Source organism: Arenibacter certesii DSM 19833 (assembly GCF_000429545.1).
Taxonomy (GTDB): domain Bacteria; phylum Bacteroidota; class Bacteroidia; order Flavobacteriales; family Flavobacteriaceae; genus Arenibacter; species Arenibacter certesii.
The window spans coordinates 1-23,958 of the sequence record NZ_AUCB01000035.1 but is presented as its reverse complement, the minus strand read 5'-3'; the positions used below and the strand labels follow the sequence as shown (position 1 = coordinate 23,958).

General features: G+C 36.4%; 17 protein-coding genes. All 17 read right to left on the bottom strand.

What is annotated here, in order from left to right; translation table 11 throughout:
* Window positions 1–168: 168 nt before the first annotated feature.
* The gene (locus tag G466_RS0115395) at window positions 169–726 is read right to left on the bottom strand and encodes a helix-turn-helix domain-containing protein (RefSeq protein WP_026814461.1); all 558 of its coding nucleotides are present in this window, start codon (window positions 724–726) and stop codon (window positions 169–171) included.
* A gap of 482 nt (window positions 727–1,208) precedes the next feature.
* Entirely contained in the window at window positions 1,209–2,429 is a 1,221-nt protein-coding gene (locus tag G466_RS0115385) for an NAD(P)/FAD-dependent oxidoreductase (protein WP_169720760.1), read from the bottom strand.
* Window positions 2,430–2,506: 77 nt separating this feature from the next.
* The gene (locus G466_RS0115380; RefSeq protein ID WP_026814458.1) at window positions 2,507–3,772 is read right to left on the bottom strand and encodes an MFS transporter; all 1,266 of its coding nucleotides are present in this window, start codon (window positions 3,770–3,772) and stop codon (window positions 2,507–2,509) included.
* 291 nt (window positions 3,773–4,063) lie between these two features.
* The gene (locus G466_RS0115375; RefSeq protein WP_026814457.1) at window positions 4,064–5,170 is read right to left on the bottom strand and encodes a 2-aminoethylphosphonate aminotransferase; all 1,107 of its coding nucleotides are present in this window, start codon (window positions 5,168–5,170) and stop codon (window positions 4,064–4,066) included.
* 55 nt (window positions 5,171–5,225) lie between these two features.
* Window positions 5,226–6,653, bottom strand: coding sequence for an aldehyde dehydrogenase family protein (locus tag G466_RS0115370; protein ID WP_034235895.1), 1,428 nt, complete (start codon window positions 6,651–6,653; stop codon window positions 5,226–5,228).
* 9 nt (window positions 6,654–6,662) lie between these two features.
* On the bottom strand, window positions 6,663–7,889 hold the full coding sequence (gene phnA, locus G466_RS22250) for a phosphonoacetate hydrolase (RefSeq protein ID WP_051315713.1): 1,227 nt from the start codon (window positions 7,887–7,889) through the stop codon (window positions 6,663–6,665).
* 88 nt (window positions 7,890–7,977) lie between these two features.
* Window positions 7,978–8,937 (bottom strand): alkaline phosphatase family protein, encoded by a 960-nt coding sequence (locus G466_RS0115360; protein WP_051315712.1) that lies wholly within the window; start codon window positions 8,935–8,937, stop codon window positions 7,978–7,980.
* An 84-nt stretch (window positions 8,938–9,021) separates the two neighbouring features.
* Entirely contained in the window at window positions 9,022–10,521 is a 1,500-nt protein-coding gene (locus G466_RS0115355) for a SusD/RagB family nutrient-binding outer membrane lipoprotein (protein WP_169720759.1), read from the bottom strand.
* A gap of 10 nt (window positions 10,522–10,531) precedes the next feature.
* On the bottom strand, window positions 10,532–13,756 hold the full coding sequence (locus G466_RS0115350; protein WP_026814453.1) for a SusC/RagA family TonB-linked outer membrane protein: 3,225 nt from the start codon (window positions 13,754–13,756) through the stop codon (window positions 10,532–10,534).
* A gap of 491 nt (window positions 13,757–14,247) precedes the next feature.
* A complete protein-coding gene (locus G466_RS24730; RefSeq protein ID WP_394331702.1) occupies window positions 14,248–14,469 on the bottom strand; it encodes a phospholipase D-like domain-containing protein in 222 nt (73 codons plus the stop codon).
* Between the two features lie 165 nt (window positions 14,470–14,634).
* Window positions 14,635–15,840: an FN3 domain-containing metallophosphoesterase family protein gene (locus tag G466_RS0115340; RefSeq protein ID WP_026814452.1), complete on the bottom strand. Its 1,206-nt coding sequence runs from the start codon at window positions 15,838–15,840 to the stop codon at window positions 14,635–14,637.
* A 37-nt stretch (window positions 15,841–15,877) separates the two neighbouring features.
* Window positions 15,878–18,358 (bottom strand): alpha-amylase family protein, encoded by a 2,481-nt coding sequence (locus G466_RS0115335; protein WP_026814451.1) that lies wholly within the window; start codon window positions 18,356–18,358, stop codon window positions 15,878–15,880.
* Window positions 18,359–18,618: 260 nt separating this feature from the next.
* Window positions 18,619–19,062 carry a DUF5110 domain-containing protein gene (locus tag G466_RS24725; RefSeq protein WP_051315710.1) on the bottom strand — a complete coding sequence of 148 codons (444 nt, stop codon included), beginning with the start codon at window positions 19,060–19,062 and terminating at the stop codon, window positions 18,619–18,621.
* A gap of 3 nt (window positions 19,063–19,065) precedes the next feature.
* Window positions 19,066–20,772 (bottom strand): TIM-barrel domain-containing protein, encoded by a 1,707-nt coding sequence (locus G466_RS22240; RefSeq protein WP_051315709.1) that lies wholly within the window; start codon window positions 20,770–20,772, stop codon window positions 19,066–19,068.
* A gap of 18 nt (window positions 20,773–20,790) precedes the next feature.
* Window positions 20,791–21,003 (bottom strand): peptidase associated/transthyretin-like domain-containing protein, encoded by a 213-nt coding sequence (locus G466_RS0115320; RefSeq protein ID WP_026814450.1) that lies wholly within the window; start codon window positions 21,001–21,003, stop codon window positions 20,791–20,793.
* A 677-nt stretch (window positions 21,004–21,680) separates the two neighbouring features.
* Entirely contained in the window at window positions 21,681–23,564 is a 1,884-nt protein-coding gene (locus G466_RS0115315; RefSeq protein ID WP_026814449.1) for a two-component regulator propeller domain-containing protein, read from the bottom strand.
* Window positions 23,565–23,728: 164 nt separating this feature from the next.
* A partial coding sequence (locus G466_RS22235; RefSeq protein ID WP_026814198.1) for an ATP-binding protein occupies window positions 23,729–23,958 on the bottom strand: 230 nt, incomplete at its 5' end.

The window sequence follows — 23,958 nt, the reverse complement described above, 5'->3', positions numbered from 1 at the left end:
AAAATAAAGAAAGACCACTTACAACATGAGGCTTATAAAAAATCATTACTGTGGGAGTTTTGCAATCATACAATTCCAGATTATAATATTCATTTGGTTTTAGGATATGGGTAAGAAATTATACACAGAACGTTATAAAGGATTGATCTTGTCACTATTTCAAAACCTCTAATGTAAGAAGTATATTTTCAACATTATTGCTTCCTCACTAAACTCATTAGAAACACCGTGGGGAATGGAGCCGTCAAAAAATAATAGATCTCCCTTTTCCAATAGTACTTTTTCTTTTTTTAGTAAATAATTGACCTTGCCTGAAAGTACATAAATCAATTCATTAGCATTAGTTGAAATTGGTTTTCTGTAGGCACCCGTAGTAACGCGCACAATATATACTCTTAAGCTTTTGTCTGTAGACGGAGTAGATAACAAATGGGTATATTCCAAATTAATAGAATCCTCGCGCTCCTCTTTTGTTCCCATTCCGTTTTTTATAACAACAAAATCTCCTTTAACGTTTGAAGCTAAATCCAATTCAGACAAATCTATATTAAGTGTCTGCATTATTTTCAATAGCACAGGTAGAGAAGGCGTTGTTCGCAAATTTTCGATTTTAGAAATCAGCCCAGCACTAACGCCAGTTCTTTTGGCTACTTGTTGCAAGGTTAATTCCCTTTTCTGTCGTGCTAATTTTAATTGTCTACCAATATTTATAAGTATATCGTCCATTTTAACACTATTGGTTTTATGCTAGTATAAAATTTATCGCAAAGATGTTTAATTTGTAAAAATAATCAATAAAAATCGGCAATTTAGTCACTTCAAAAGATAAATTTAAAGTACGCAATTTCATATACATCTTTTCTTTGGTTGTGATCCCATTCCAATCTCGATAAAATTACAAACTATAAACTTTAACTCCTTCAATTGTGCAACTAGCTGTATTATTAAATCTTGAAAATTTTCCCCATTTATCTTTATTTAAAAAAGTTCTTATCTCATGTCTAAAAACTCTTAAGTTGGTTTTATCAAATATCTCATCTCTGTCCCAAAAGTGATACTTTTCTCTTGAATAATCCTCATAGTCCGATTTCATAAAATAAGGATTTCATATACATATCCATCCTTATAAAAGCCGCTTCACGGTTGTGCTATTGTAGTAGTATATGAATTAAGAAATGACAGTTTAGAATGATAAAATGTTCAAGAACTTAACCACTCAACTTTTTGGATCTGGCAGAAGCACATCTGTTGAGCCAATCTTGTTCAAAAGGATTAATTTCTCCGAATCTAGAAATTCCGAATTCCGAAAAATCAAATGGATTTGATCTACCGGAAGCCATTTCGGCAATTCCTAGACCCACTCCCCCAGCCACTGATATACCTGCTCCACAACAACCCGAAGCCACCAAGAAACCTTTTATTCCCGGTACGGCTCCCAATACCAACTGGGAATCTGGCGTATACCCAGAAAATCCAGCTACATAATATTTAATTCCGATATCATAGAATTCAGGGAAGAATCGCGCCAGTTTCTCCCCGTTTTCCAGAAGATCGTTCATACCTTCATCTTTGCTAAAAACAAAATCTGTAATATCGTTAGGAACATCTTTTGGCGAAGCTACCAACGATTTTTTTTCACGTATTCCAAAAAGTAAACTTCCACCTTCTGGACGGGCATATGCCTGTGCGTCGGGCATTAGAACCATGGGAGAATCGACCGGGAAAATATCGGAGCGTTCAGTGATCCAATATTGACTTCTTACTGGAGCCATTGGAAGTCCAGCCCCCATTTCCATAGCAAGTATCGGAGCCCAAACTCCGGCGGCATCAACTACTGTTTCTGCTATTATCTCTCCATGTGAAGTTTTCACCCCTTTCACGGTTCCATTCTCATGAATTAGACCAATTACCTCAACTCCTTGGCGAATTTCAGCACCTCTGAGCTTGGCACAACGGGCAAAGAAAGTCCCCAACATATATGGGTCACAATAGGCTTCATTGGGTACAAACCCAATTTTCAAGGCCTCATCCACTTTTAACCAAGGAACTCTTTTTTGCGCATCCTCTTTAGTGATATAGTAGGCTTCCTGGTCATATTCGCTAGCAATTGATATAAGTTCCTCGAGGTCCTTGAGGGTTCCTTCACTTGCAGCAAGGTGCATCATTCCGACCACTTTAAAATCAAGTGATTCCCCAAGTTCTTTCTCCATTTCCTTGGCCACTTTAAAGGTCTCAATAGTCAGTGGGATATAGGAACGTTTGGAACGCACCATAGTCATAAGCGCTGCTGCCCTACTGGTTGCTGCATTATTAAGTTCATTGCGCTCCAATAACATAACATTTTTGCCTGGATTATTTTTTGAATAATAATATGCTATTGCACATCCAAATATTCCACCCCCAACAATCACTAAATCAGTGTGTGTCATTAAATTCATTTTTAATTTAGCTACTATTTAACCTTCTTTAAGCTACTATTTCAGTTATTTTCTTTGTCTTAGAATAACTAATTATCACTTGACTTAAGGTTCCATTTAAGTATGCCCAACCCACCCCCGATAAAAGACATAATTACAAAAAAGTAAAACAAATTATTCCACCCAAAATGTAAATTAATCGCCATAACTATAAATCCGGAGAACATTTGGCCAATAGAACCCATTCCATTAATTATACCTGCAGCCATGGCAGCACCCTTAGTTCCTCCCACATCCATGGATCCAGCTGTACATATTAAAGAATCTGGTCCATAAGTAGTAATCCCAATAAGAGCAATGCTTATAATGGTGGCAAATTTACCATAAGGTACAAGTAGCGGATGAATAAGACAGGCAATACCTAAACCAAACATCATGATGGACACAGTACTAAATCGGTTCGATTTAAACAATTTATCCGAACTATAACCGGCAAGGATTACACCAAAGAAACCAATTAGTTCGAATACAGAAGACATGTATCCTGCATCGCTTATTCCATAATTCAAGGCCTTTTCTAAATAAATCGGAAGCCAGAATAAAAAGGCGTATCGAATCATTTTAAGAATCATATAACATGCAGAGTAGATCCACAGCGTACTATTTCTAATCAGAATTTTTAAAATAATTAACTTTTCAGCTTTAGCACCTCCCGCAAATTCGTACTTATTATCTACTATCTGAGGCAAACCAACATCTTTAGGATCGTTTCTGGTAAGCAACAGGTAAAAGCAGGCTACAATAAACAGTATTAAGGATGGAAAGAAAAAACCTCTTTTCCATCCTAATTCAGAAAGGAATTCCATATCAAAAGCAACGTAAGTAGCAAAAATAGTAGCCAGAAATCCTCCCGTAACATAACATGTAGACCACCAAGACATAACTATTCCTCTTTCCGTCCTTCTGAACCAAGGGGTCATATTCTTAATTAGGCCACTCCAGCCAGTTGATTGTCCATATCCGTTGGCTGCAATTAAAAAAACAATAATCCCTGCAGAAAACGACATACCCAGAAAAAAGTTTCCAATCGCAGCTAGGAACAATCCAAAGGAGACCACTTTACGGGCACCAAAAGTATCCGATAAGTACCCATTAACAAATTGTCCGATGGTATAAACTAGACTATATATAAAGATTATGGAAGCATAATCAGCGTTGTCCAGCCCCAAATCCCTTTCCATGGAACTCCAAGTGACCGATAAGTTTTTCCTTCCAAAATAAAACCCAGCATAGGCAAGCCAAGTAAGTACAAATATTCGTTTCCTCCAATATCTCTGATCTGCGGTTAAACTCATTATGCTTTTGGTTTGGTTGGTATATGGATTGGTAGTAAAGAAAAGACAGACCACCTACTATTTATCAATTGGTCAGTTTTATCGTATAATCCAAAAGATATTAGAAATTGATCGGTTTAAAGTTGATAGTTTAAAACACCTGTAATATTTATCAATAAAATAACTCAGAATGATTATATTTTTTGTCACGGAAAAATCAAAATCTTCTTCTATGGTGTTATTGTCCTTTTTATTAAAGTGAAATATTTCTGTTCTTAGGGATGAAGTAATCTATGCAAGTAAAAGATTACATTACAGGTGATCTATCTTTCTGAGATACTCTTTCAACACCTGAAGAAAATTTTGAATATCGGTATAATCTATCTGCCCTATATTAGATATTCGGAATGTATCGAAGTTATTGACTTTTCCCGGATATATAGTGAATCCTTTTTCGAAGAAAAAATCGTGCATTTCCTCAAAATTATATTTATCATTCTTTGGTTCTATGATAGAGGTAATAATTTTAGAATGATACGCTTTATCTATCAAATATTCCAATCCCATTTCTTCTAAACCCACCAATAATGTTTCCCAAGACTTTGTATACCTGGCATAACGATTTGCTATAGTTTCTTCCTTGGTTTCTATAATAGCTTGCTTTAAGGCATAAAACGTTTGTACTGGAGGGGTAAATCTTGTTTGATGTGTTTTTTCAAAATAGGCATGTTGGGCGAATAAGTTTAAATATAAGTTTCGCATAGGAATAGCTTCTGTTCCCAACAACGCAATTCTATTACATATAGCAAATCCAATTCCGGCCATTCCCTGAATATTTTTATTGGAGCTCGCTGCCAAATAATCAATATGCATAGCTTTCATATCTACTGGTATTGCAGCAAAACCGCTCATGGAGTCAACTATAAAACTGATATTATAAGTAGAACATAATTTCCCTACAGCACTAATATCGTTCAAAAGACCGGTAGTGGTCTCATGATGGATCATGGCCAAATGAGTCAATCCTTTTTCACCCTTAATTACATCCTCTAGTGCTATTAAATCAATTGGCTCTATAGAAGATGAATCAAAAACTACGGTATCGAGTTTATAGATTTTAGTAATCTGGCACATACGCTTTCCGTAAGCACCATTATCTATAATGAGGATACGTCCATTTTCAGGAACAACCGAACTCAATATGGCTTCCACCGTCGCTGTACCCGAACCTCCGAACATTACCGTAGTATACTCCCTTGGATCACCTACGAATTTTGTAATCTCTGTAGCGCAATAATCCATTAAATCCCCGAATTCCTTTTCCCTAGGACAAATATCTGGAACAACTTGCGCTAACTTTACGGAATCTGTTGTTGTTGCAGGACCTGGGTTCAGCAGCACATTTCTTTTTACTTGCATTTTTTATTTTATTTGGTTAACAGATTTACACTCGATTATTACTTTAAATTTATGCCTAGGCAATGTCCCATGGCAAGGAATATGTTTTTACGTAGGTGTAGCCTTTCATGGTTTCTATAACCCCCTCTTTGTATCCCAAGCCAGAATCTTTCACCCCTCCAAAAGGAGTCCATTCCAAGCGATAACTGGGAGCTTCATTGACATTTACCGTACCAGTATCCAATTCTGTAATGACTCGTTGAATGGAAGGCCAATGATTACTTACCACACCTCCAGACAGGCCATACGGGGTATCGTTGGCGATTTCTATTGCCTCATCCAAGGTTTTAAAACGTATAATTGGGGCTACTGGACCAAAGGTCTCCTTGGCAACTACTTCATGAGCGTTATCAACATGATCTAAAACAGTAGGAGAATAAAGGGCTCCATCCCGTTTATGTCCAACCAATAGAACAGCACCATTGTCAATAGCGTTTTGAACGCGAGTTTCCATTTCTATGGCTGCCTCTTCCGTAATAACGGTTCCCATATCATTTTCAGAATCATAGGGATCCCCATATTTTAAGGCTTTTACTCGGTTTGCTAATTTAGAAGCATAAATATCGGCAATATCTTCATGAACCAAAATCCTTCTAATAGCGGTACAACGCTGTGCCGAATTTTTAAATGTCCCTGACATGGTAACTTCTACCGCTTCATCTATATTTGCATCTTCGAGTACCAGCAATGCAGAACTTCCTCCAAGCTCTAATACGATTTTTTTATAACCAGCCTTGGAAGCAATAATTTTTCCTACTTTAGAACCTCCTGTAAACGAAACCATAGTGATATCTGGATGTATCGTCATCATTTCCGCTATAGCCTGAACATCTGCTCCGTTGATGACATTCAACATATTTGGAGGCAACCCGCAATCCAAGGCTAATTGAGCAAAATAGTATGCCGATAAAGGGGTCTTCTCTGATGGCTTTAAGACCACTGTATTATTGGTCGCAATTGCCGGGGCAATTTTGTGCACCACTTGATTCATGGGATGATTAAAAGGGGTAATACAACTAATTAAACCTAAGGGCACCCGCGTTGTGTAAATCCTTCTTGGCTTTCCATTTTTTGAAACATCACATGGGAATACCTCAGAATCATCATCTAAAGTTTTCATAGCCGAAAATCGCAGTACATCAGAAACTCTACTGGCCTCATACCGAGTGTCTTTTAAACACAGCCCAGTTTCATCTGTAATCATTTTACTTACCTCATCTACCCGATCCTCCAGGGCGTTTGCAATTTTATTAAGTATATCATAGCGTTCATAACGGGTAAGTGTTATCTTAGTATTTCTGGTGTCGGTTAAAACTTTATCCAAGGTTTTTGTATCTATAGAAGATACACGTCCCACCTTTTTATTGGTATATGGATTGTATACATCAATCCAATTACCACTTTTGACTTGTTTTCCGTTAACTATACTTCCAAATTCTATCATAACAGTTATTTAAATGGTTTCGTTTGAAAATCCGTTACTCAAGAAATCGAATAAATCGAAATTCCTACTTGTTCCAGACGCTAATTTCTTACTGTATTCCGCATTCAACTTTCTATTAAATATCATCGGTACCTCTTGACAATGTTCCCCACCATGCGAACGCAAACCTTCTTTAACCTTATCGAGTTCGTGCCAATCCGGGGTTCTACCAATGGTAGTTGAAGAATCTGCTAAAACTACCAAATCACCTATTCTATCACCTGGAAGTTCAAATTTTTCAACAGCTTCTGCATTGGTAAGTACTTTTTCAATTCCCTCCAACGATAACAAGTAGTCCTTAGCCGTCTTTAATTGTGATTTATCTTCTAAATACAAGGTTCCATATCCCCCTAAGGCACCATGATGAACGACATACGGATCAGTAATTGGCAGGATTACCCTCGATTTAATATTTTGAGCATTCAATAGTTGCTCGATAAACTGAACTTTTGGACTACCATCTGGATTAGTTTTGGACTGCATACCATGATCAGCGGTAACACCAATAATGGCTCCCAACTTGTCTAGCTCACCAAGCCAAATGTCAATTTTTGATAAAAAGTCATTAGCGTCTGGGCTTCCAGGTGCATATTTGTGTTGCACAAAATCTGTTGTTGTCAGGTACATAACATCAAAATGTTCTCGCTTTAATAACTTAGCCCCTGCTTCAATACAATAAACAGAGATATAAGGATCGTAAATTCCAGGTCTTTCCTTTTCCATTAATCCTTCTTCCACATTTTCGATACCGTTTTCTTCTAATGTAGCTAGATTGGCAAATTCGGCCGAAAAGCAAATTCCGTCTAGATTATGAGCCAACATCTTTCTCAATTTATCCTTGGCAGTCACCACGGCTACCTTTCTACCATTCTTACTGAATTCGGATAAAATTGTAGGGACTTTTAGATACTTTGGATCGTTCATCATAACCTCCTCTTGAAGCTCGGTATCCCAATAAAAGTTTCCACAAATCCCATTTACTTTTGGCGGAACTCCAGTAACAATAGCCATATTATTAGGGTTTGTGAAGGATGGGATCACACTTTTTACAATACCCATGGAACCTTCTTTTATAAACCTTTGCAAATTGGGCATCATCTCCTTAGCACCTTCATAGTAAGAATAGGACGTTCCATCCATACATATTCCAATAATTGTCTGCTTTTGCCTTGGATAGTTTCTATTATTAATGTTCATCTCTTAGAATATATTTATTTACACAATTAAACTTGCACTAAAGTATAAAAATTTTACTTATATGCAAATTCTTGTTATATAAAAATTGTTAATAGTTACATGATTCTTTAATAAGTGAGGTACCTTCCAAACCCCACTCAGGTTGGACAGGAATACATAAATGGGCCAAAGCTGTTGGCACAAGATCTACCGTTAATGGGGTATATAAGCTATCGGAAGTTGTTTTAGATAAATTCACTTTGGGTACCTTATCCCCGCTGACAATCATAAATATGGTGCGTTCCTCATCGGTATCTCCTCCATGGCCGGTACCTATACCACCATGGTCTGTACTTACCAAAATGATCCAATCCTCATTTATATAGTTATTACGCCTTTTAAGTGCCGTCATAATCTCCCCTATTGCAGTATCCACTGTTTCTATTGCTTCTAGATATTTTGGATTTTCAATACTATAGCCAGACCCATGACCTGCATGGTCAACATCATCAAAATGAACGAACATGGCCGTTATATCTTCCTTTTTAAGTTCTATAATTGCTTTATTTTTAGTATCCTTACTAGAGTCTCGGCTATTGACTTTTACATCTGCCATTGTTGCTATTTGATCATTAATTGGATGCCACTGGCTTACAGATACCGTTCGATATTTTGAATCAGCATCCTTTATTACCTTAAAAAAATGGGGATATTTGGTATAATTTGATCCAGTAAAAGAATTGTCTGTAACTCCGTGTTTTTCTTCCCAAACACCCGTTAGCATGGCAGACCAACTTGGTCCACTTATAGTTGTACCTGTATTTCTCGCTTGCAGGGAATAAGTGCCATCAGCCATCAGGGTATCCAAATGAGGGGTTTTGGCTGCGGTAATTCCAGCTGGCATGCAGCCGTCTATTCCAATGATCAATACCTTACGCTCTTTCTCTAGAAATTTTTCTCTCTCATCGGTATCCTTATCACGGGATTTACAGGAACAAGCTAAAATCATTAAAGCAAAGGCTCCCAATAAGGAGGATCGCATTAGGCTAGAAACATGTTTTGTATACATAAGATAAATTTATGAGCCCGGCAGCTTAATTAAAGCAGACCGGGCTTTGATTAAAAAATCAAAAAACTTTAATAAAACTGGATATTAATCCTTAAGCAACCACATAACTTGGTTTCTGTCATCTACTTCTTCACCAAATTGTCTTCTAAGCGCCTCCCTATAGTTAACATTGTTATCTGTGTCTTCAGAACCAGGATATGCCCAGCGTACCGGAAACTGATCAACGTTGTTATTTCCAGAAAACTTTAAATTAGGAACCCCTGTTCTTCTATGCATAAACCAAGCTTCCCAACCAGAGTTTTCAGCAAGTGCTAAATACATCTGCTCGTGAATTAAATTTAATCCAGCATCTCCATTAACATAAGGCGCATTGCTAGATAAATACGTGGCTATATCTTCTGAATCTACATTATAAAATTCCATTGAAGCACTTACACCATTATCATAATATTCTTTAGCGCTACCTCCAATCCATCCTCGATGCGAAGCTTCTGATAAATTTAGTTCTTGTTCGGCATAACCAATAAGTATTGAGGGTTGACCTACAAAGTTGAGAAAGCGTTCTTTATTCGGCTGCGAAAATTCACCATTGGCTTTCTTTGCTCCATTTACTTCTAGATTTTCAGAAATATCCGATCCTGCGTAAGAATCAAAATCCATTCTTACCATCGCCTCGTTTCCTGGGTTGCCCTCTAATGCCATAGGTGTAGGCTCTGCCACTTTAAATAGTCTAGGATCATTATACATTTTCAGTAGATTAATATAAGTATCTGCATATACTATTGATTCAACATCAATTTGCACATTTGGATTATATGCACCTCTAAATCCATCCTCATCCCTATGGGATAGCTGCATATTATCTGCTATACTTTCAAACAATGGATATTGCGTTGGATTGTTAACTATGCTCGCCATCCTTCCTTTTACATTAATATCAGCATCATCCGCTTTTTTTGTCAGAGTGAGCAAAATTCTTATGGTGTATGCATTTATCGCTTTCTGCCATTGTTTAAGATTACCATTATAATAAATATCCCCATTAAGATTTTCACCGGGATTTGCTAAAATGAATTCTCCCAATTCCCTATTAGCCTCGTCCAACCAATTCAAACATTGAATATAAACCGATTTTTGTGTATCATATTTTGGATTTGGATTGTCAATTCCCTGCATGGCTTCGGACAAGGGAATATCTCCCATTCTACGCGTCATTTCAATATAATTATACGCCTTAATAAATTTAGCCAAAATGACAAACTGTTCGGCACCTACTGCTTGGGCTTCTTCAATCATTTTATCGACATTACGTAGATTATTATAGGTATAACTAGCAGAACCATATCGATAATTAACCGGTGGTGATACCCCAAGATCTGCCGCAATGGCATTATGGTACTGTGCATCTCGATATAAACCTGAAAAAGATGAAGCAGGTGTGGGTGTTACTTCAGTAAACAATAGGCTTGGTGCTACCGAGGTGGGATCATTTGGATTCTCTCTTAAATCGTCATAATTTAAGCAACTACCTAACATGGTTATGAGAATTATACAGAAACTTGATTTTATAATTATATTTTTCATCGTTTTTATATTAAAATTGAAAATTAATGTTAAAACCATAGGTTCTTTGTGCGGGCATTTGCAATCCAGCATCACCGGTAGAGAGTGAATAAGTATCCATGTCACCAAATGTATCATCATCCTTGGTCCAATAAATTAAATTTCTACCTACTAAGGATATCGAGGCACTGTTCAGAAAACTTTTTTCCATCCATTTAGTGGGCATATCATATGTTAAAGTAATTTCTCGCAATTTGATGAAGGTTTTTTCTATCAAAACATTTTCCCAAGCCCCTTTGTAACGGCTAGCCCAGGTTTGATACTCTGCCTTAATATCATTAGGTTCGAAGACTCTGGTATCCTCTACAATATTTCCCTGCGGGTCATAGCTTAACTCACCGCTAACAATTTTAACTCCAGGGATTAACATGGTACGTGCGTCTCCGCCATTAGCATACGCTATATTGGACTGTTCCCTTTCTGGATGTATAGCATCTGGATGTGAACCCGATCTCCATAAATCCCTTTCATAAGCATCATAAGTTATACCCCCGAAACGACCATCAAATAAAAATGATAGAGAAAGGTTTTTATAACTAATATCATTAAATATACTTGCCGTAAAATCCGGTTGGGTACTCCCCTGATCCAATCGTACATCGGTACTTTTAGGAGCGCCATTAGATTGAATAACCAATTCGCCTTCCGGGGAACGCTCCCATTCATTGTACCAATAGTGGTATAACTCGTCGCCAACAAAAGTTCTACCGTCTTGCAATTGTGGACTACCATCAGGAAGAGGTGGTAATGAAGTAAGATAATCGTTATATGCACTGAAATTAAATATTGTGGACCAATTAAGTTCATCAGATCGAATAGGCACTAAATTGACTGTGAAATCCATCCCCTTTCTTTGGGTAGTTCTACCATTCAAGCGAATACCATCATATCCAGAAGTCTCCGAAAAGCGTTGTGTAAATATCTCAGGGCCGTAATTGTTTTCAAAATAGGAGAAATCGAACCCTACTCTGTTATTAAAAAATTTTCCTTCAATACCATATTCGTAGGAAGTATTAAACGAAGGGGAAAGATTAGGATTATCCAAGACACTTGGATAACTGGCTATTGGAAGGTTTCTTAATCTATCACCGGTACTATACGAATTTACGGCGGAATAAATTCCGTTGGTTCCTCCCGCCCTGTCATTACCTAAATCTCCACCAACCTTTGCGTAGGCTGTTCTCAATTTTAGAAAATTAATAGCTTCCGGCAAAGAAAACACATCGGTTAACACTGTACTAAAATATAGGGAGGGGTAAAAGAAAGAATTATTTCCTTTAGGTAATGTTGTAGAATTATCAACTCTCCCGGTCACACCAAAATAAAACTGATTCTTATAAGCCATATCCAATGTGGCATATCCACTGTACACTCCTTTTTTTTCTTTATAACTTGTTGGTGTTACCTTATCAACAGAATTACTTAACTTAAAAACATCTGGGACAATTAATTGGGTGGTAGTAGCATAAAAATCATCGTAACGGTATAAACGTTGATTACCACCCAAACCTGCATCGACAGTAAATTCCTCATTGAAAAAGTTATTGTTATAATTAATCAAAAAATCGGTATTCGATTCAAACAGGTTATCTGCTGAATGTCGGTATCTTCCTCCCCGATCGGATATGCTATAATCATAAATACTCACAGCAATCTCCTGGTCTTGAGTACGGCTCCAAGAATTTAGACTTGTTCTAGCAAACGCGCTAAGATGGTCGTTCAGTTTATAATTTAGCTTTAAATATCCAAGAATATCATTTTTGGTATAAGGCCGTTTCCATTCATGGGCCAATGCATATAGGTTATTATATCTCCAGTTCTCAACCCAATGCTGTTCTACTCCTTCTTTTCCAGGCACCCAATAATCCTTGAAGTCTCTAATGTCAAAATGCGTGCCTCCCCAAATGTTCAATAGATATATAGGCGAATGTGGCCCATAGTTAGAACGGGGCAAATTACTTGCATATTGATAGTTGTATTGCAATGAACCATCTAAAGATAAGTCTTCGGTTATATTTAAAACACCTTGGATCCTGGTTGTATTGACATCCAATTTGGCACCAGGTACGGTTGCTTTTGAATGCTTATACGTGTTTGAAATAATAAAATTCCCTTTTTCCCCATTAGTTTGTACAGTAACATTATTATTACTAACTATACCTGTCTCCATAAAATGCCCTAAGTTATCGCTTGCTCTGGAAACCCAAGGGGTGGGGATTCTCTCGCCTGTATCGGGGTCAATGGGAGAATCATACTGTGGCAGCAACCTACCATCAAATTTTGGTCCGAAAATAGAATAGTCAAAATCATTAATCCCGCCACCGCCAGCCGCACCCGTGCCAAATTCATAAAGTCCGGCGTTACCAGGACCATATTGATTTTGAGGAATAGGATATCGAATAAAATCGCCTTGAAAAGTAGTAGAAGAATTTACGGATACAGATGTGCCTCTAGGCGCATTAGCACCAGTCTTCAAGGTTATTTGCACTGCACCGTTTAACCCTTGTGAACCATAAAGAGCGGAAGCAGAAGCTGCTTTCAATACAGAAATGCTTTCTATATCATCCGAACTAATATTCCACATATCAGTACTTGGACTAGGCACCCCGTTTATAACAATCAATGGTTTGCTACCTCTGAGGTAAATGCCAGAATTCGAAAAGAAGTCATTGTTGTTAGTGATTGTGAGCCCGGCAACTTTTCCGGTTAACGACTCTACCACGTTTGGGGCGACAGCTTTTTGTAAAGACTCGCCGTCAACTTCTTGCACGGCATATCCTATACGTCTCTTTTCCTTTTTTATACCAAGAGCAGTTACTACCACCTCTTCTAATTGGCTACTAGATATATTAAGAACAACTGTTAACTCCGTTTCGTCGGTAATTGTGATTTGTTTTGTTTCATAACCTATATAGGAAACCATGATTACGTCACCCTCCGAAGCTTCAATATTAAATTTTCCATCAAAATCAGCAACTACTCCTTGAGTAGTACCCATCAAGACAACTGAAGCTCCTGGTAAAGGCATATTGTTATCATCAATGACCACTCCAGAAATTGATTGTTGAAATATATTAAAACGCGAATTGGTATAATGGTGTGATCCATCATTGTTAAATGCAATTAAGTTGCTTGGAATTGCAAGGAGAATGCAAATGGAGAATAGCAACAATAACTTGTTTTTCTTTTTCTTCATTGGTTAAGGTTTAGTTGATTTAAATGGAAATTTAATTACTTATAGTTAAATTTAATTACTAAAATAATAATAATTATAATATTAGTTACTTTTATTTACTTAAAATAAACAATCCTTATACTATAAGTTAAATTATTATCTTTAAAATTTTGATTGTTTTATGAAGATTGGTAGAAAGTAAGGACCAAAAAGTTTAGAAATAGTGCATTAATTCCCTTTTTATTCAATTGGGTTAACTAAGACGCTAACAACTGTTCTTTTTTTCAAAATTGATTACTGCTCTATTCTTGTAAAACTGTATTGACTATTAAGTGGATGAAAATTTTACCTAAAGCTTTTGTAATTTAATTATTAAAACTAGTTTCAAATAGAAAGGGTTCATCGTTAAATTTAGATAAGTTCCATAGGGAACTATTATTAGATTTAGACTTGCATAGTATTATTTAATATAGAACATAATCAAATCTTAAATGAACCACCCCCCACCTAATTCACGCGCTCTTCATACAATTCCCTCCCCATTCACTAAGCTCCTTTTCCAAGTAGTTTTCATTGTCAAATAACGTGTCGAATTCAGAATTCAGTTCTTTAATAGCTTTCCGATCTGCAATTCGAATACGGGTTTCGTAGTTCTTGTGGGCTCCATTGTAAATGAAGTTTAAGGATCCTAAATAGGCAATCTCATGATCGACCAAGTAAATCTTACTATGAATAATTAGATGTGAATAGGAGTTGCTTTCAAGGACAGTAAGAACGGATCATGACCAATTGTTGTGTTTATGCAAAAAATTATTTTCAATCTGTAAAGAAAGAATTCCACATTCTTAACCCCTTTAAAATGGAATTATTAGGGCAAAAGAAAAAATTTTGATTAAACACTAAATTTCCACACTTCCCACTTCAGTTCCATCATCCCGAACCATATTAAGTGACAAGCTGCTAGAATTTGCCTTAACAGAGATTATAGTCCTATTACCTTCAATAGGTCCACCTCCAATAATAATAGGATAATTATGCTTTCCTTTCACGGGTTTATGTATTCCATACTTATGAGTATGACCACTAATACATATATCAATGCCAGTTTTATTAAATTCGGAAGCAAATAGCGCTCTTAAATGTGTGGTACCATGCCAATTCCCCGAATAATAAATCGGAATATGCATTAAAACCACACGAAATTTGGCTGTCTTAAATGCCTTAGTTTTGGACACTTCTTTAAACCACTCAAGTTGTTCTACCCGGTAAGGATCAAAATTTACGATATCCCCATATTCTTCATGATCATCATTTTTATCTTCCCCAGTGTCCAATACTGTAAAATGAACACTTCCCCAGCGGTAGTCATAATATTGACCACCCCCTGGGTTGGAAAAATAATATTGTAACTTTCTAGCATATTTTCCCCTAGTCTCATGATTACCTCTCAAAAATAAAAAAGGGGTTTCGGTTGCAAACGTATTACAACTGGGAGCTAGCAGATGTTCAATTATTTGTTCCTCATCCTCCTGATGATCAAAGACATCCCCATTATAAAAAACGAAATCACTACGTGTATTCCTATATAGATTCATAAGATGTGGAATTGTGTGTGGTCTATCGTGAATATCGTTCATTACCAAAAATGAAACATGGTCTGCTGTTGCAGAAGGTGTTTTAAAACTATATATATCACTTTTAATGGTCTCCCCGTAAACAAGGTCATAGGGGTCAAACTTCACAATTTCCTTAGACACCACCCTATAATAATAGGTCGTTTCTGGTTTTAATTCATTAAGTTTTACTTGATTTATCCTATTATAGGCTACAACTAAACCATCTTCAACCTCACGAGCAGTATGTTCCATTTTGGAGTTTATTCCATATTCCACATAACTATAGGAGGGCATGTTTACAATCCACATAATAGTCATACTATTTGATGTGGGGTTTTGAAGGTAAGGCTTTGTTAAAAAAACATGTCCATTATCTGGGTTAGGTGAGCTAAGCAAAGAAGACTTACCCATGCCCATTAATGGGGATAAGGCGGATAAAACAGTGATTCCAGCAGTTTTCTTAATAAATTTTCTTCTATCCGTTTTCATTTGTTACCATTTTATGATCAATTTGCATCATTTTTGATTAGAAGGTAATGCTAACCGTACTATTTTGAGCTTTAGTATTTTTAGGGTTAAGCTCAACAATCAAACTATCTCCATTTTCAATAACTTTAACTCTGGCATTGGACGCCTCTATTTTCTTTTTTTTATAATCCATATTGGAAGGAAGTGCTATGAAGATTTTCATGGTTTCTCCCTTTACCAGCTGAGAATCAAATTTTAGGACCTTATCCTTTTCACTCCAACTAATATTGCTCAATTCCATCATTCCTCCCATAATATGCCTATTAGTACCAATTATCTTTGGGTGCCCTGTTACCTTATGAATTGAAAAGACATTTGCTTCTTTTGGTTTTAGCTCCACTTTGAAAGTATCACTCCCTTTATATATCCCTAAAAACTTCTGATTCCAAAAATCAAAAGCGTAATACTCCGAGTTTTCATCCAAGCCGAAAGAACCAGTTGTAACTTGATTCCCGGACAAAGGTGGTGTAAGTACGGTTGAATTTTCCGTGTCATTGTTAACTAATAAGACTTGCTTCCAATCTTCATTTACGTCATAGGTATAGATCTCAGGGTGATCTTTTCCAATGAACATATCAACGGGTTTAAACGCCTGCCCATTTGGTAAGACTGGAAAAATTCTAGAAAGATCATATTGCATTTCCTCTGTCATACTTCCAAAACTAGTTCCTAATTCAAGACGACCAGACAGCAGACCAATTAACGTTAAAAACGATCTTCTTTCCACTTGTGGCAGGGCCTCACCGTTATAATAAAAACTCTTGCCATCCGGATAGTATATAAAAGCTTTTCCTTGTTTAAACCATCGGAGACCAATCTTTGATGCCATTTCTGGCTCAAAATGACTAGCATCCCACCATACTCGTTGAAGATCTACAATTCCAATAGTACAATCTAACATAGGTGTATTGGTCTCTCCTAAATTTCTTTCATGCAAGAAGGCATCCTTTCCCATCCCCTCCCTACTTAGCTCAAATATCTTTCTATAGGCAGCGGTAGTAGTATAGCTTTTATCATCAAATCCTCCATTCCGCTCCCATCCTGTCTCAGGATAATCAAATTTAATCCCTATAACACCATCCTCTTTTAATCTTTTCCACATATCTAAAAGATAAGCTTGAAAATCAGAATTAGTATAGTCATATCTAACCAATGGTCTGTGATGAGGGTGGTCTACGTGTAAAAGTGAAATATCATCATTGATCATCCAAGTGGGGTGTTTCCTAGCAAAGTCATTACTTGGTAGGGAAACTTGGAAATAAGTAAACACCATACCTCCTGATTTTTCTATTGCATTAGAAAACTTTTTAAAAGAATCATAAGGTTCCGTTAGGGCACCATATTTAGACCAGTATTCATCATTCCACCAACCTTGTTGCGTATCTCCTTGATTACCATAACAATAATAATCCGGCTCCAATCTCAACGCTACAAGTGTATAATTCAAGATACCGGATTTCTTGGCTTTCTCCATTTGATCTACCAATGCGGTGGAGTGATTAATATGCATTCCCTCTCCTAAATTTTTAGTGGATACCATCCAACCACATAGGGTAGGGAAATCATATGCATTTGGATTTGCATCATTGGCTTTAGCTAGATTCTGACCATAAGTTTCTAGGGAATCAAATGGATCAATTGTTATAAAATCTAAGTAATAACTATCTAAAGATTCCCAAATTTCTCCTGGACCAACCTCCTTACCATACGGATCCCATATGGATAGGGTGATATATGGATCTTCACCTTCAAATTGTTTTTTATTTAACCCCATATCCTCTTTTATTCTGCCTTTATGCGTTAGAAAGGATTTGGCGAACTCCTTATAGACTAATCCTCCAGCCACTATGGTCTGGCGTGCATCTTGATTGGTATTTTCCTGATAGGTGAGCATAGCGCCGTTATGTGCATCTATTTCCCAGGTATCCTCTACCACATTCCGCTCATTTCCTGCCCCACTCCTCAGTACCTTCGAATCCCTAGGGATTTGGCCGTCAAAAAGCAAACCTTGCTGGAGTACTTCTGCATGTCTGACACGAATAGTATAGTCATGGATATTTTTTACCCCCCAACCCAGTACAACAAAGTCTTTATCTCCATATAGCGTAACATCAAGGAACCTATGTGGGTCATATCCTTTTACAGGCATATACCATATCCTTAGTTTTTGTCCTGTTCCCAATTTATCGTGGACAGATCCTATTTTTTCCGCCTTGTACTTGTGTTCTGGGTCTTTCCATGCAACTTCTCCTGGATCTAATCTAAACCAAGCATCTTGTATCATAACCTTTCCTGACACCTTATCTACGCCATTATAACGGCCGGTACTAAGGTCAAAAATGATAGCCACACGGTCGTTACTTATGGAGGCATTGTTTTTATTGATGTTTAACTGCACGTTCTGTGCAGATAAGAAACACCCATGATGGAAAATAACGGCTAATAAAATAATGCCTTTTCTAAAATTCCGTATTATCATTAGATTTTTAATTTTAACTGATTATCATTTTTATTTTTTTATCTTAACTTTTACCTGCAGGCTAATCAGCTGATTAACAGATGTTTATTTACAAATTTAAAATAAGAAGCCCTAAAATTACTAAAGGGCTTCTTTACCAACCAGCTTACTTTTTAATTTATATGATTGGTTTTTAAGAGTATTATCCAAAAGCAAACTTGCTTTATTATTTAGAGACTTCACGAAGTAATGAAATTTATAAACAGGTATTATTTTCTCCATTATTGATTAGTCATCCAACGCCAAGAAATAGTATGGTAATTAAATTTATTGTTTTTATATTTTTTGAATTTCCCGTCAAGTTTTCCATTCTTTTTTCTCTCAACATTTAATTCCATTAGTGAGAATTCTCCCTTATCATAGTCGAAACTTTCTCCATCATCATTATAAAGATGGTATCTATTTTCTTTATTACCATAATGCCTAACTTCAATTGACTCCATATCCTTTTTATTATCGCTATTAACTGTAGATAGCATAGGGATTATTCCGCCATCTTTTACAAACAAGGGGATACGGTCAAGAGCGGTTTCAATATTTATGGTTTCTCCGTTTCCAACATATTCCCCGGTATAGAAATCAAACCAGTCCCCATTCGGTAGCACCACATTTCGTTCCTTCTGCCCAGTAAAAACAGGTGCAACAAGAATGGATGGCCCCATCATATATTAGTCAGTCACTTCAATTCTATTTTGTTCAGCGTAAGGATTTTTTGAATCATCCAATTTACCGTCTTTAATTTGTTCTGATGACCTGTATCCGCTTTCTAATACCATCGCTCTAAAAGGGGGAATACCTTTTTGATTATATTCATAAAAAGCAGTGTAGAGATATGGTAAAAGCTTTTGTCTAAGTTCAACAACATCCCTAACCATATCTGTAACTTCTGGAAAACTCCATGGTTTGGTACTGGAAGCCCATGCATTTAGCTGCATCATTGGAGAAAAACTAACGGTCTGAAATCTTCTTATCCACTCCTCTGCCGATTTTGCACTTCTAATTTCAGGAGTCCACAAAAGACCTGACAATGAAGAGTTTACCAATGCAGTAACGAATCCTTCATGCCCGTAATAGTCACTGTAAAGCACAAAGTCTTTATTACTTGCACCAGTGTATGAAGATCTTACTAAACCATAAGTCCTTTTGTTTTGTTTTTTAAAATGATCAGAAAACATCTCTTGCATTATAAGACCATATAGTTGACGCATCTCTACAGCGTCGTTTCCTGAAGGGAAGGTAGCATGGTCCGGCCATAGCCAAACATCATAACCGTCAACCTCATCAAATTTATAACCACTAACACCTATATCTATATGATTTTTTTGATGATGATGTAATATAGCTTTTTGCGCTTCCTCCATCGTAAAATCTGGAACTTCTCCCAACCACACTGTGTGACTTCCAGTATATGGACTAATATCATTATACAATGTGGAAGTTGGCGCTACGTACGGATTTTCCCATAGGTTCACTCTAATATCTTTATCCAAAAGAGTTTGGACAAATTCTTCAGGATTGGGAAAACGCGTTTTATCCCAATCGAATGAGCAGGGATAGGCAAAATCTTGCCAGCCAGGTTCTAACCCAATAACATCTAAGGGAAAGTCATATTTCTTAAAATCCTCAATCTCTTTATAGACATCATTTGCGCTGCTATGCGTATTCATTCTGTGCCAAAAACCTAACCCCCATTTTGGTGGTAAAACTCCCCCACCATTAAATAAATTATACCTTTGTACCACCTCAAGGAGGTTTCTACCGCCAAAAACGTATATTTCCATACCTTTTCCCTCTACACTAGCTTCAACGGCATCTGATAAAGGGCGTGCAGCCCAATTTTTTCCTGTAGTCCGGTCTATTGGAATAGGTAATTTTCCATCCTTTCTATTACCAACTCCTACGTGAATCTTCACCCGTTTTGAAGAGTTAATTAGTACTCCATATCCTTTACTAGAAATATAAAATGGAACTGGTGCATGTGTATAACCTTGAACGCCACCGTAATGATCTACCTTTAGGGTGTAAACATTTCCACGCCTGTTAATTCCTTCGAACTCCAATCCTAGACCGTATATTTTTTCAGTTTCATCCAAAGGAAGTCTTATGCTTGCTCGTGAAGACCCTAATAAATATTGGGTAGATTCCCTATTTAAAGGAAATGAAGTTTCTCCTAATTTCTCTATCGCTTCAATTTTAGGAGCTGTCGCATAATCTAAAGCATTTAACTGAGTTTCACCAATTGAGGCCTTCCATATCCCTGGCATTATCTTTTCCCATTCCAAATTATCCATTCCTGAAATTGGAGGGGTTTGGGCATGCGAAGATAAACAGCCTGTTACAATTGTAAGAATTAAGAGTTTAAGTGTAATTTTCATCGAAATACTTTTATTAAGTTAGATATAATCCGTTTGCGTACCAGTTACCGTACCCACCAATAAGATATTTACTCCAGGTATAGGAGTTCCCGAAGCGTCCTTAACGCTACCTGAAATAGGGGTTTGCTTAGCACCCCAAATAACAGCAGCCGACTTAAGGTTATTACTATTCGAATGAGGATATACTTTAAGGGAAAAAATCATAAACATTAGTGGAAAAACACGTAACATGATAAATGAAATTGAACACTTGCGATAATCCAGCGTTTCAAAGACACGATAATAATAATTCAACTTTTTTCTCATGGTTTCTGGTTGGTATTTAGTTAAAATAATTAGTTAAATAAACAGAGGTACTAATCAACCATACCTCTATTAGTATGTATCGATATTATTTTATGTTTTCATGTGATGATTTTCAATTTTAAAATATCTGATTTCACTTAATTAAAAAAAGATGGATGCTAAACTTTCTAAACAAGTCTAGATAAAAACACTAAATGAATCGACCCAAAAACGTAAATGAGACAAAATAATAATGTTTCTATAAGTACCAATGCCCATTGGCACGTCTTTATAACTTTCTAATATATTCCTGATTTAAAGACTATTAGAAAACATAGGTTTATTATTTTAAATTATAATATAGAAGTGAAGGCTATAGTTATAAATTAAGGTGAAATGTTGAAATTGAAATAATCTTGATATTGCACCTCATTGAATTAAAGAACAACTCATTCTTAGCCTATAAATAACTAATTATGAGTGCAAAATCAATAAATTACCAATAACACGCTATTATAAAACAATCAAACTAACTGTAGTTGACGTCTAGGTTACAATGATATGAATATAACTTCTTTGTATGGTTTCAAAAATTAAAACCCTTTATCCTATATAAATGCATATTACCTTTTGGCGTCTAGATTCCTCTTAAATTGGCTAGGGGTCATCCCTGTTGTTTTTTTAAATACTCGATTGAACGATGATTTGGAATTAAATCCACAATCACCTCCGATTGATGAAATTGTGAAGTTCTTATATTTAGGGTTAACCAATCGTTTCTTAACCTCTTCTACCCTATACCCATTTACGTAGTCATAAAAATTCTTCCCTATAAAATCGTTTAAAAGGATTGTAAGGTTATTAGGTGTTATGTCAATCCTACTTGCTAAATCCCCAAGACTTAATTCGGGATTCAAATAAAGGTTTTCGGTTCTCATAATTAATTCTAGCTCCTCAATTATTCTTTGGTTTTCCAATTTTGTCAGAGGATCTAAATTTCTGTTATTTTTTTTCCTTTGATTTCTATTGCTAAATAATTTAAAAGCTAACAAAACGGTCAAAGTTAAAAACAAGGGTATCAAAATCCATTTTAAGTTAGCAGTTAAGGAATTAGATTTGACGTTAATATCCAAAATTATAGGGTCTCGATTCCATAGTCCATCGCTATTAGAAGTCATTATTTTTAATTTGTAATCACCCGATGGCAGTGAGGAATATTTTATAATAGGGTCGCTACCAGAAATACTTTGCCATTGGTCATCAAATCCCTCAAGTTTATAATTGTACTGATTTCTATAGGGAGATGCGTATGATCCAGCTGTCAGTTTTAACTCGAATCTATTGTGAGAATATGGGAGTGTAATGGTTTTACCAGAACTCAAGTGTGAGGTAAAGACCACATTACCGTTTATTTCCTGCCCCATTGTTATTTCTGCACCATCAATAGTTAATTTAGAGAAATTTGGGACTGGCAGCACTTTATTTTCAGTAAAAGTATTTGGATTAAAATAATTAATTCCAGCGGTACCACCGAAAAACATGGTGCCATCTTTGGATTTCCAACTGGCATTTTTTCTAAACTTACCTTTTAATGTTCCATCGTAGGTTGTATAATTTGTAAATTTTTCTTTTCGAATATCAAACTTGGATAAACCCATATTGTTAGCCACCCATAAATAACCTGCATCATCCTCCAAAATACCATTTATTTCATTATCGGAAAGGCCATGCATTTCGGTATATCGTTCAAAATAATATTCCTGATGATTGCTGCTGATTGGATCATCACTTAATAATTTATTCAACCCTCCTTCAGAAGTACCAATCCAAATTTGATTTTGAGAATCTTCAAATATTACAAACACCTCATTATTACTCAAGGAATATGGATCTTTTGGGTCATGTAAAAACCTTTGGTATACAATTTTGTTGTTTTCTTCTTTAAGTAGCGCCAGCCCACCTCCATTCATCCCCAACCAAATTCGTTTTTTGCTATCCTGAAAAACAGCATAAATATTAGTAAGGGGTAGCTTTTCCCCACTCTCTTTTGAAAATTTATAATTTTCAAAAGTATATCCTAACTGTTCGTCTTCTTGTAATACTGATAGACCTGTATTAGTTCCAAACCACATACGTCCAGAATGATCTTCCATCACTGAAAGAACAGCATTAGACGCTATACTTAATGAATCCCCGTCTACATTAGAAAAAAGGTCTAAGTTCCCTGTTGACCGTTGGTATAGGTACAAACCGCTAGAAGCCGTTCCAATCCAAATTCTATTATTAGAATCCTGGTGAATGAAGTTAATATATTTTTTTCTTAATTCACTTAGAGCTTTCTCCCTAGATTCAATAGGGACCACCTTTGGATTTAAATACCCCTTAGTAAAAGTTACATGATCAATTCCCTCCCTCGTTCCAACCCATAGGGTATCAGAAGAAATCTCATATATACTCTGTACAAAGCTACTTCTAAGACTATGATCAACATCGGTCCCATGAACCAAACTTTTAAACCTATGCCTTGTACCGTCATAATAATCAAGCCCCTCTTGAGTGCCAATCCAAACAATATTATCTTCATCTGGATATTCTGGTGATGTTGACCCCCTATTCTGGCCATACTGACCCCCCTAAGGATTTTGGTCAAAAAGATAAGTTAATGACAATATTACAGTTTTTTTCTTAGACTTTCTCCCTTTAATTCTATCCGGTGAGAGGTGTGTACCAGTCGGTCCAATATCGCGTCAGCGATGCTTGCTTCTCCAATAATATCGTACCAGCTTCCCACAGGAAGTTGACTTGCAATAATGGTAGATGATCTTCCATGCCGGTCCTCAATGATCTCCATCAGGTCCATTTGCTGTTTTCTATCCAAGTGAGCCAGTCCAAAGTCATCCA

Excerpts from the sequence above, each read along its gene's own strand:
- G466_RS0115395 (WP_026814461.1), bottom strand. The coding sequence starts at position 726 with ATGGACGATATACTTATAAATATTGGTAGACAATTAAAATTAGCACGA.
- G466_RS0115385 (WP_169720760.1), bottom strand. The coding sequence starts at position 2,429 with ATGACACACACTGATTTAGTGATTGTTGGGGGTGGAATATTTGGATGT.
- G466_RS0115380 (WP_026814458.1), bottom strand. The coding sequence starts at position 3,772 with ATGAGTTTAACCGCAGATCAGAGATATTGGAGGAAACGAATATTTGTA.
- G466_RS0115375 (WP_026814457.1), bottom strand. The coding sequence starts at position 5,170 with ATGCAAGTAAAAAGAAATGTGCTGCTGAACCCAGGTCCTGCAACAACA.
- G466_RS0115370 (WP_034235895.1), bottom strand. The coding sequence starts at position 6,653 with ATGATAGAATTTGGAAGTATAGTTAACGGAAAACAAGTCAAAAGTGGT.
- phnA (WP_051315713.1), bottom strand. The coding sequence starts at position 7,889 with ATGAACATTAATAATAGAAACTATCCAAGGCAAAAGCAGACAATTATT.
- G466_RS0115360 (WP_051315712.1), bottom strand. The coding sequence starts at position 8,937 with ATGTATACAAAACATGTTTCTAGCCTAATGCGATCCTCCTTATTGGGA.
- G466_RS0115355 (WP_169720759.1), bottom strand. The coding sequence starts at position 10,521 with ATGAAAAATATAATTATAAAATCAAGTTTCTGTATAATTCTCATAACC.
- G466_RS0115350 (WP_026814453.1), bottom strand. The coding sequence starts at position 13,756 with ATGAAGAAAAAGAAAAACAAGTTATTGTTGCTATTCTCCATTTGCATT.
- G466_RS0115340 (WP_026814452.1), bottom strand. The coding sequence starts at position 15,840 with ATGAAAACGGATAGAAGAAAATTTATTAAGAAAACTGCTGGAATCACT.
- G466_RS0115335 (WP_026814451.1), bottom strand. The coding sequence starts at position 18,358 with ATGATAATACGGAATTTTAGAAAAGGCATTATTTTATTAGCCGTTATT.
- G466_RS24725 (WP_051315710.1), bottom strand. The coding sequence starts at position 19,062 with ATGATGGGGCCATCCATTCTTGTTGCACCTGTTTTTACTGGGCAGAAG.
- G466_RS22240 (WP_051315709.1), bottom strand. The coding sequence starts at position 20,772 with ATGAAAATTACACTTAAACTCTTAATTCTTACAATTGTAACAGGCTGT.
- G466_RS0115320 (WP_026814450.1), bottom strand. The coding sequence starts at position 21,003 with ATGTTACGTGTTTTTCCACTAATGTTTATGATTTTTTCCCTTAAAGTA.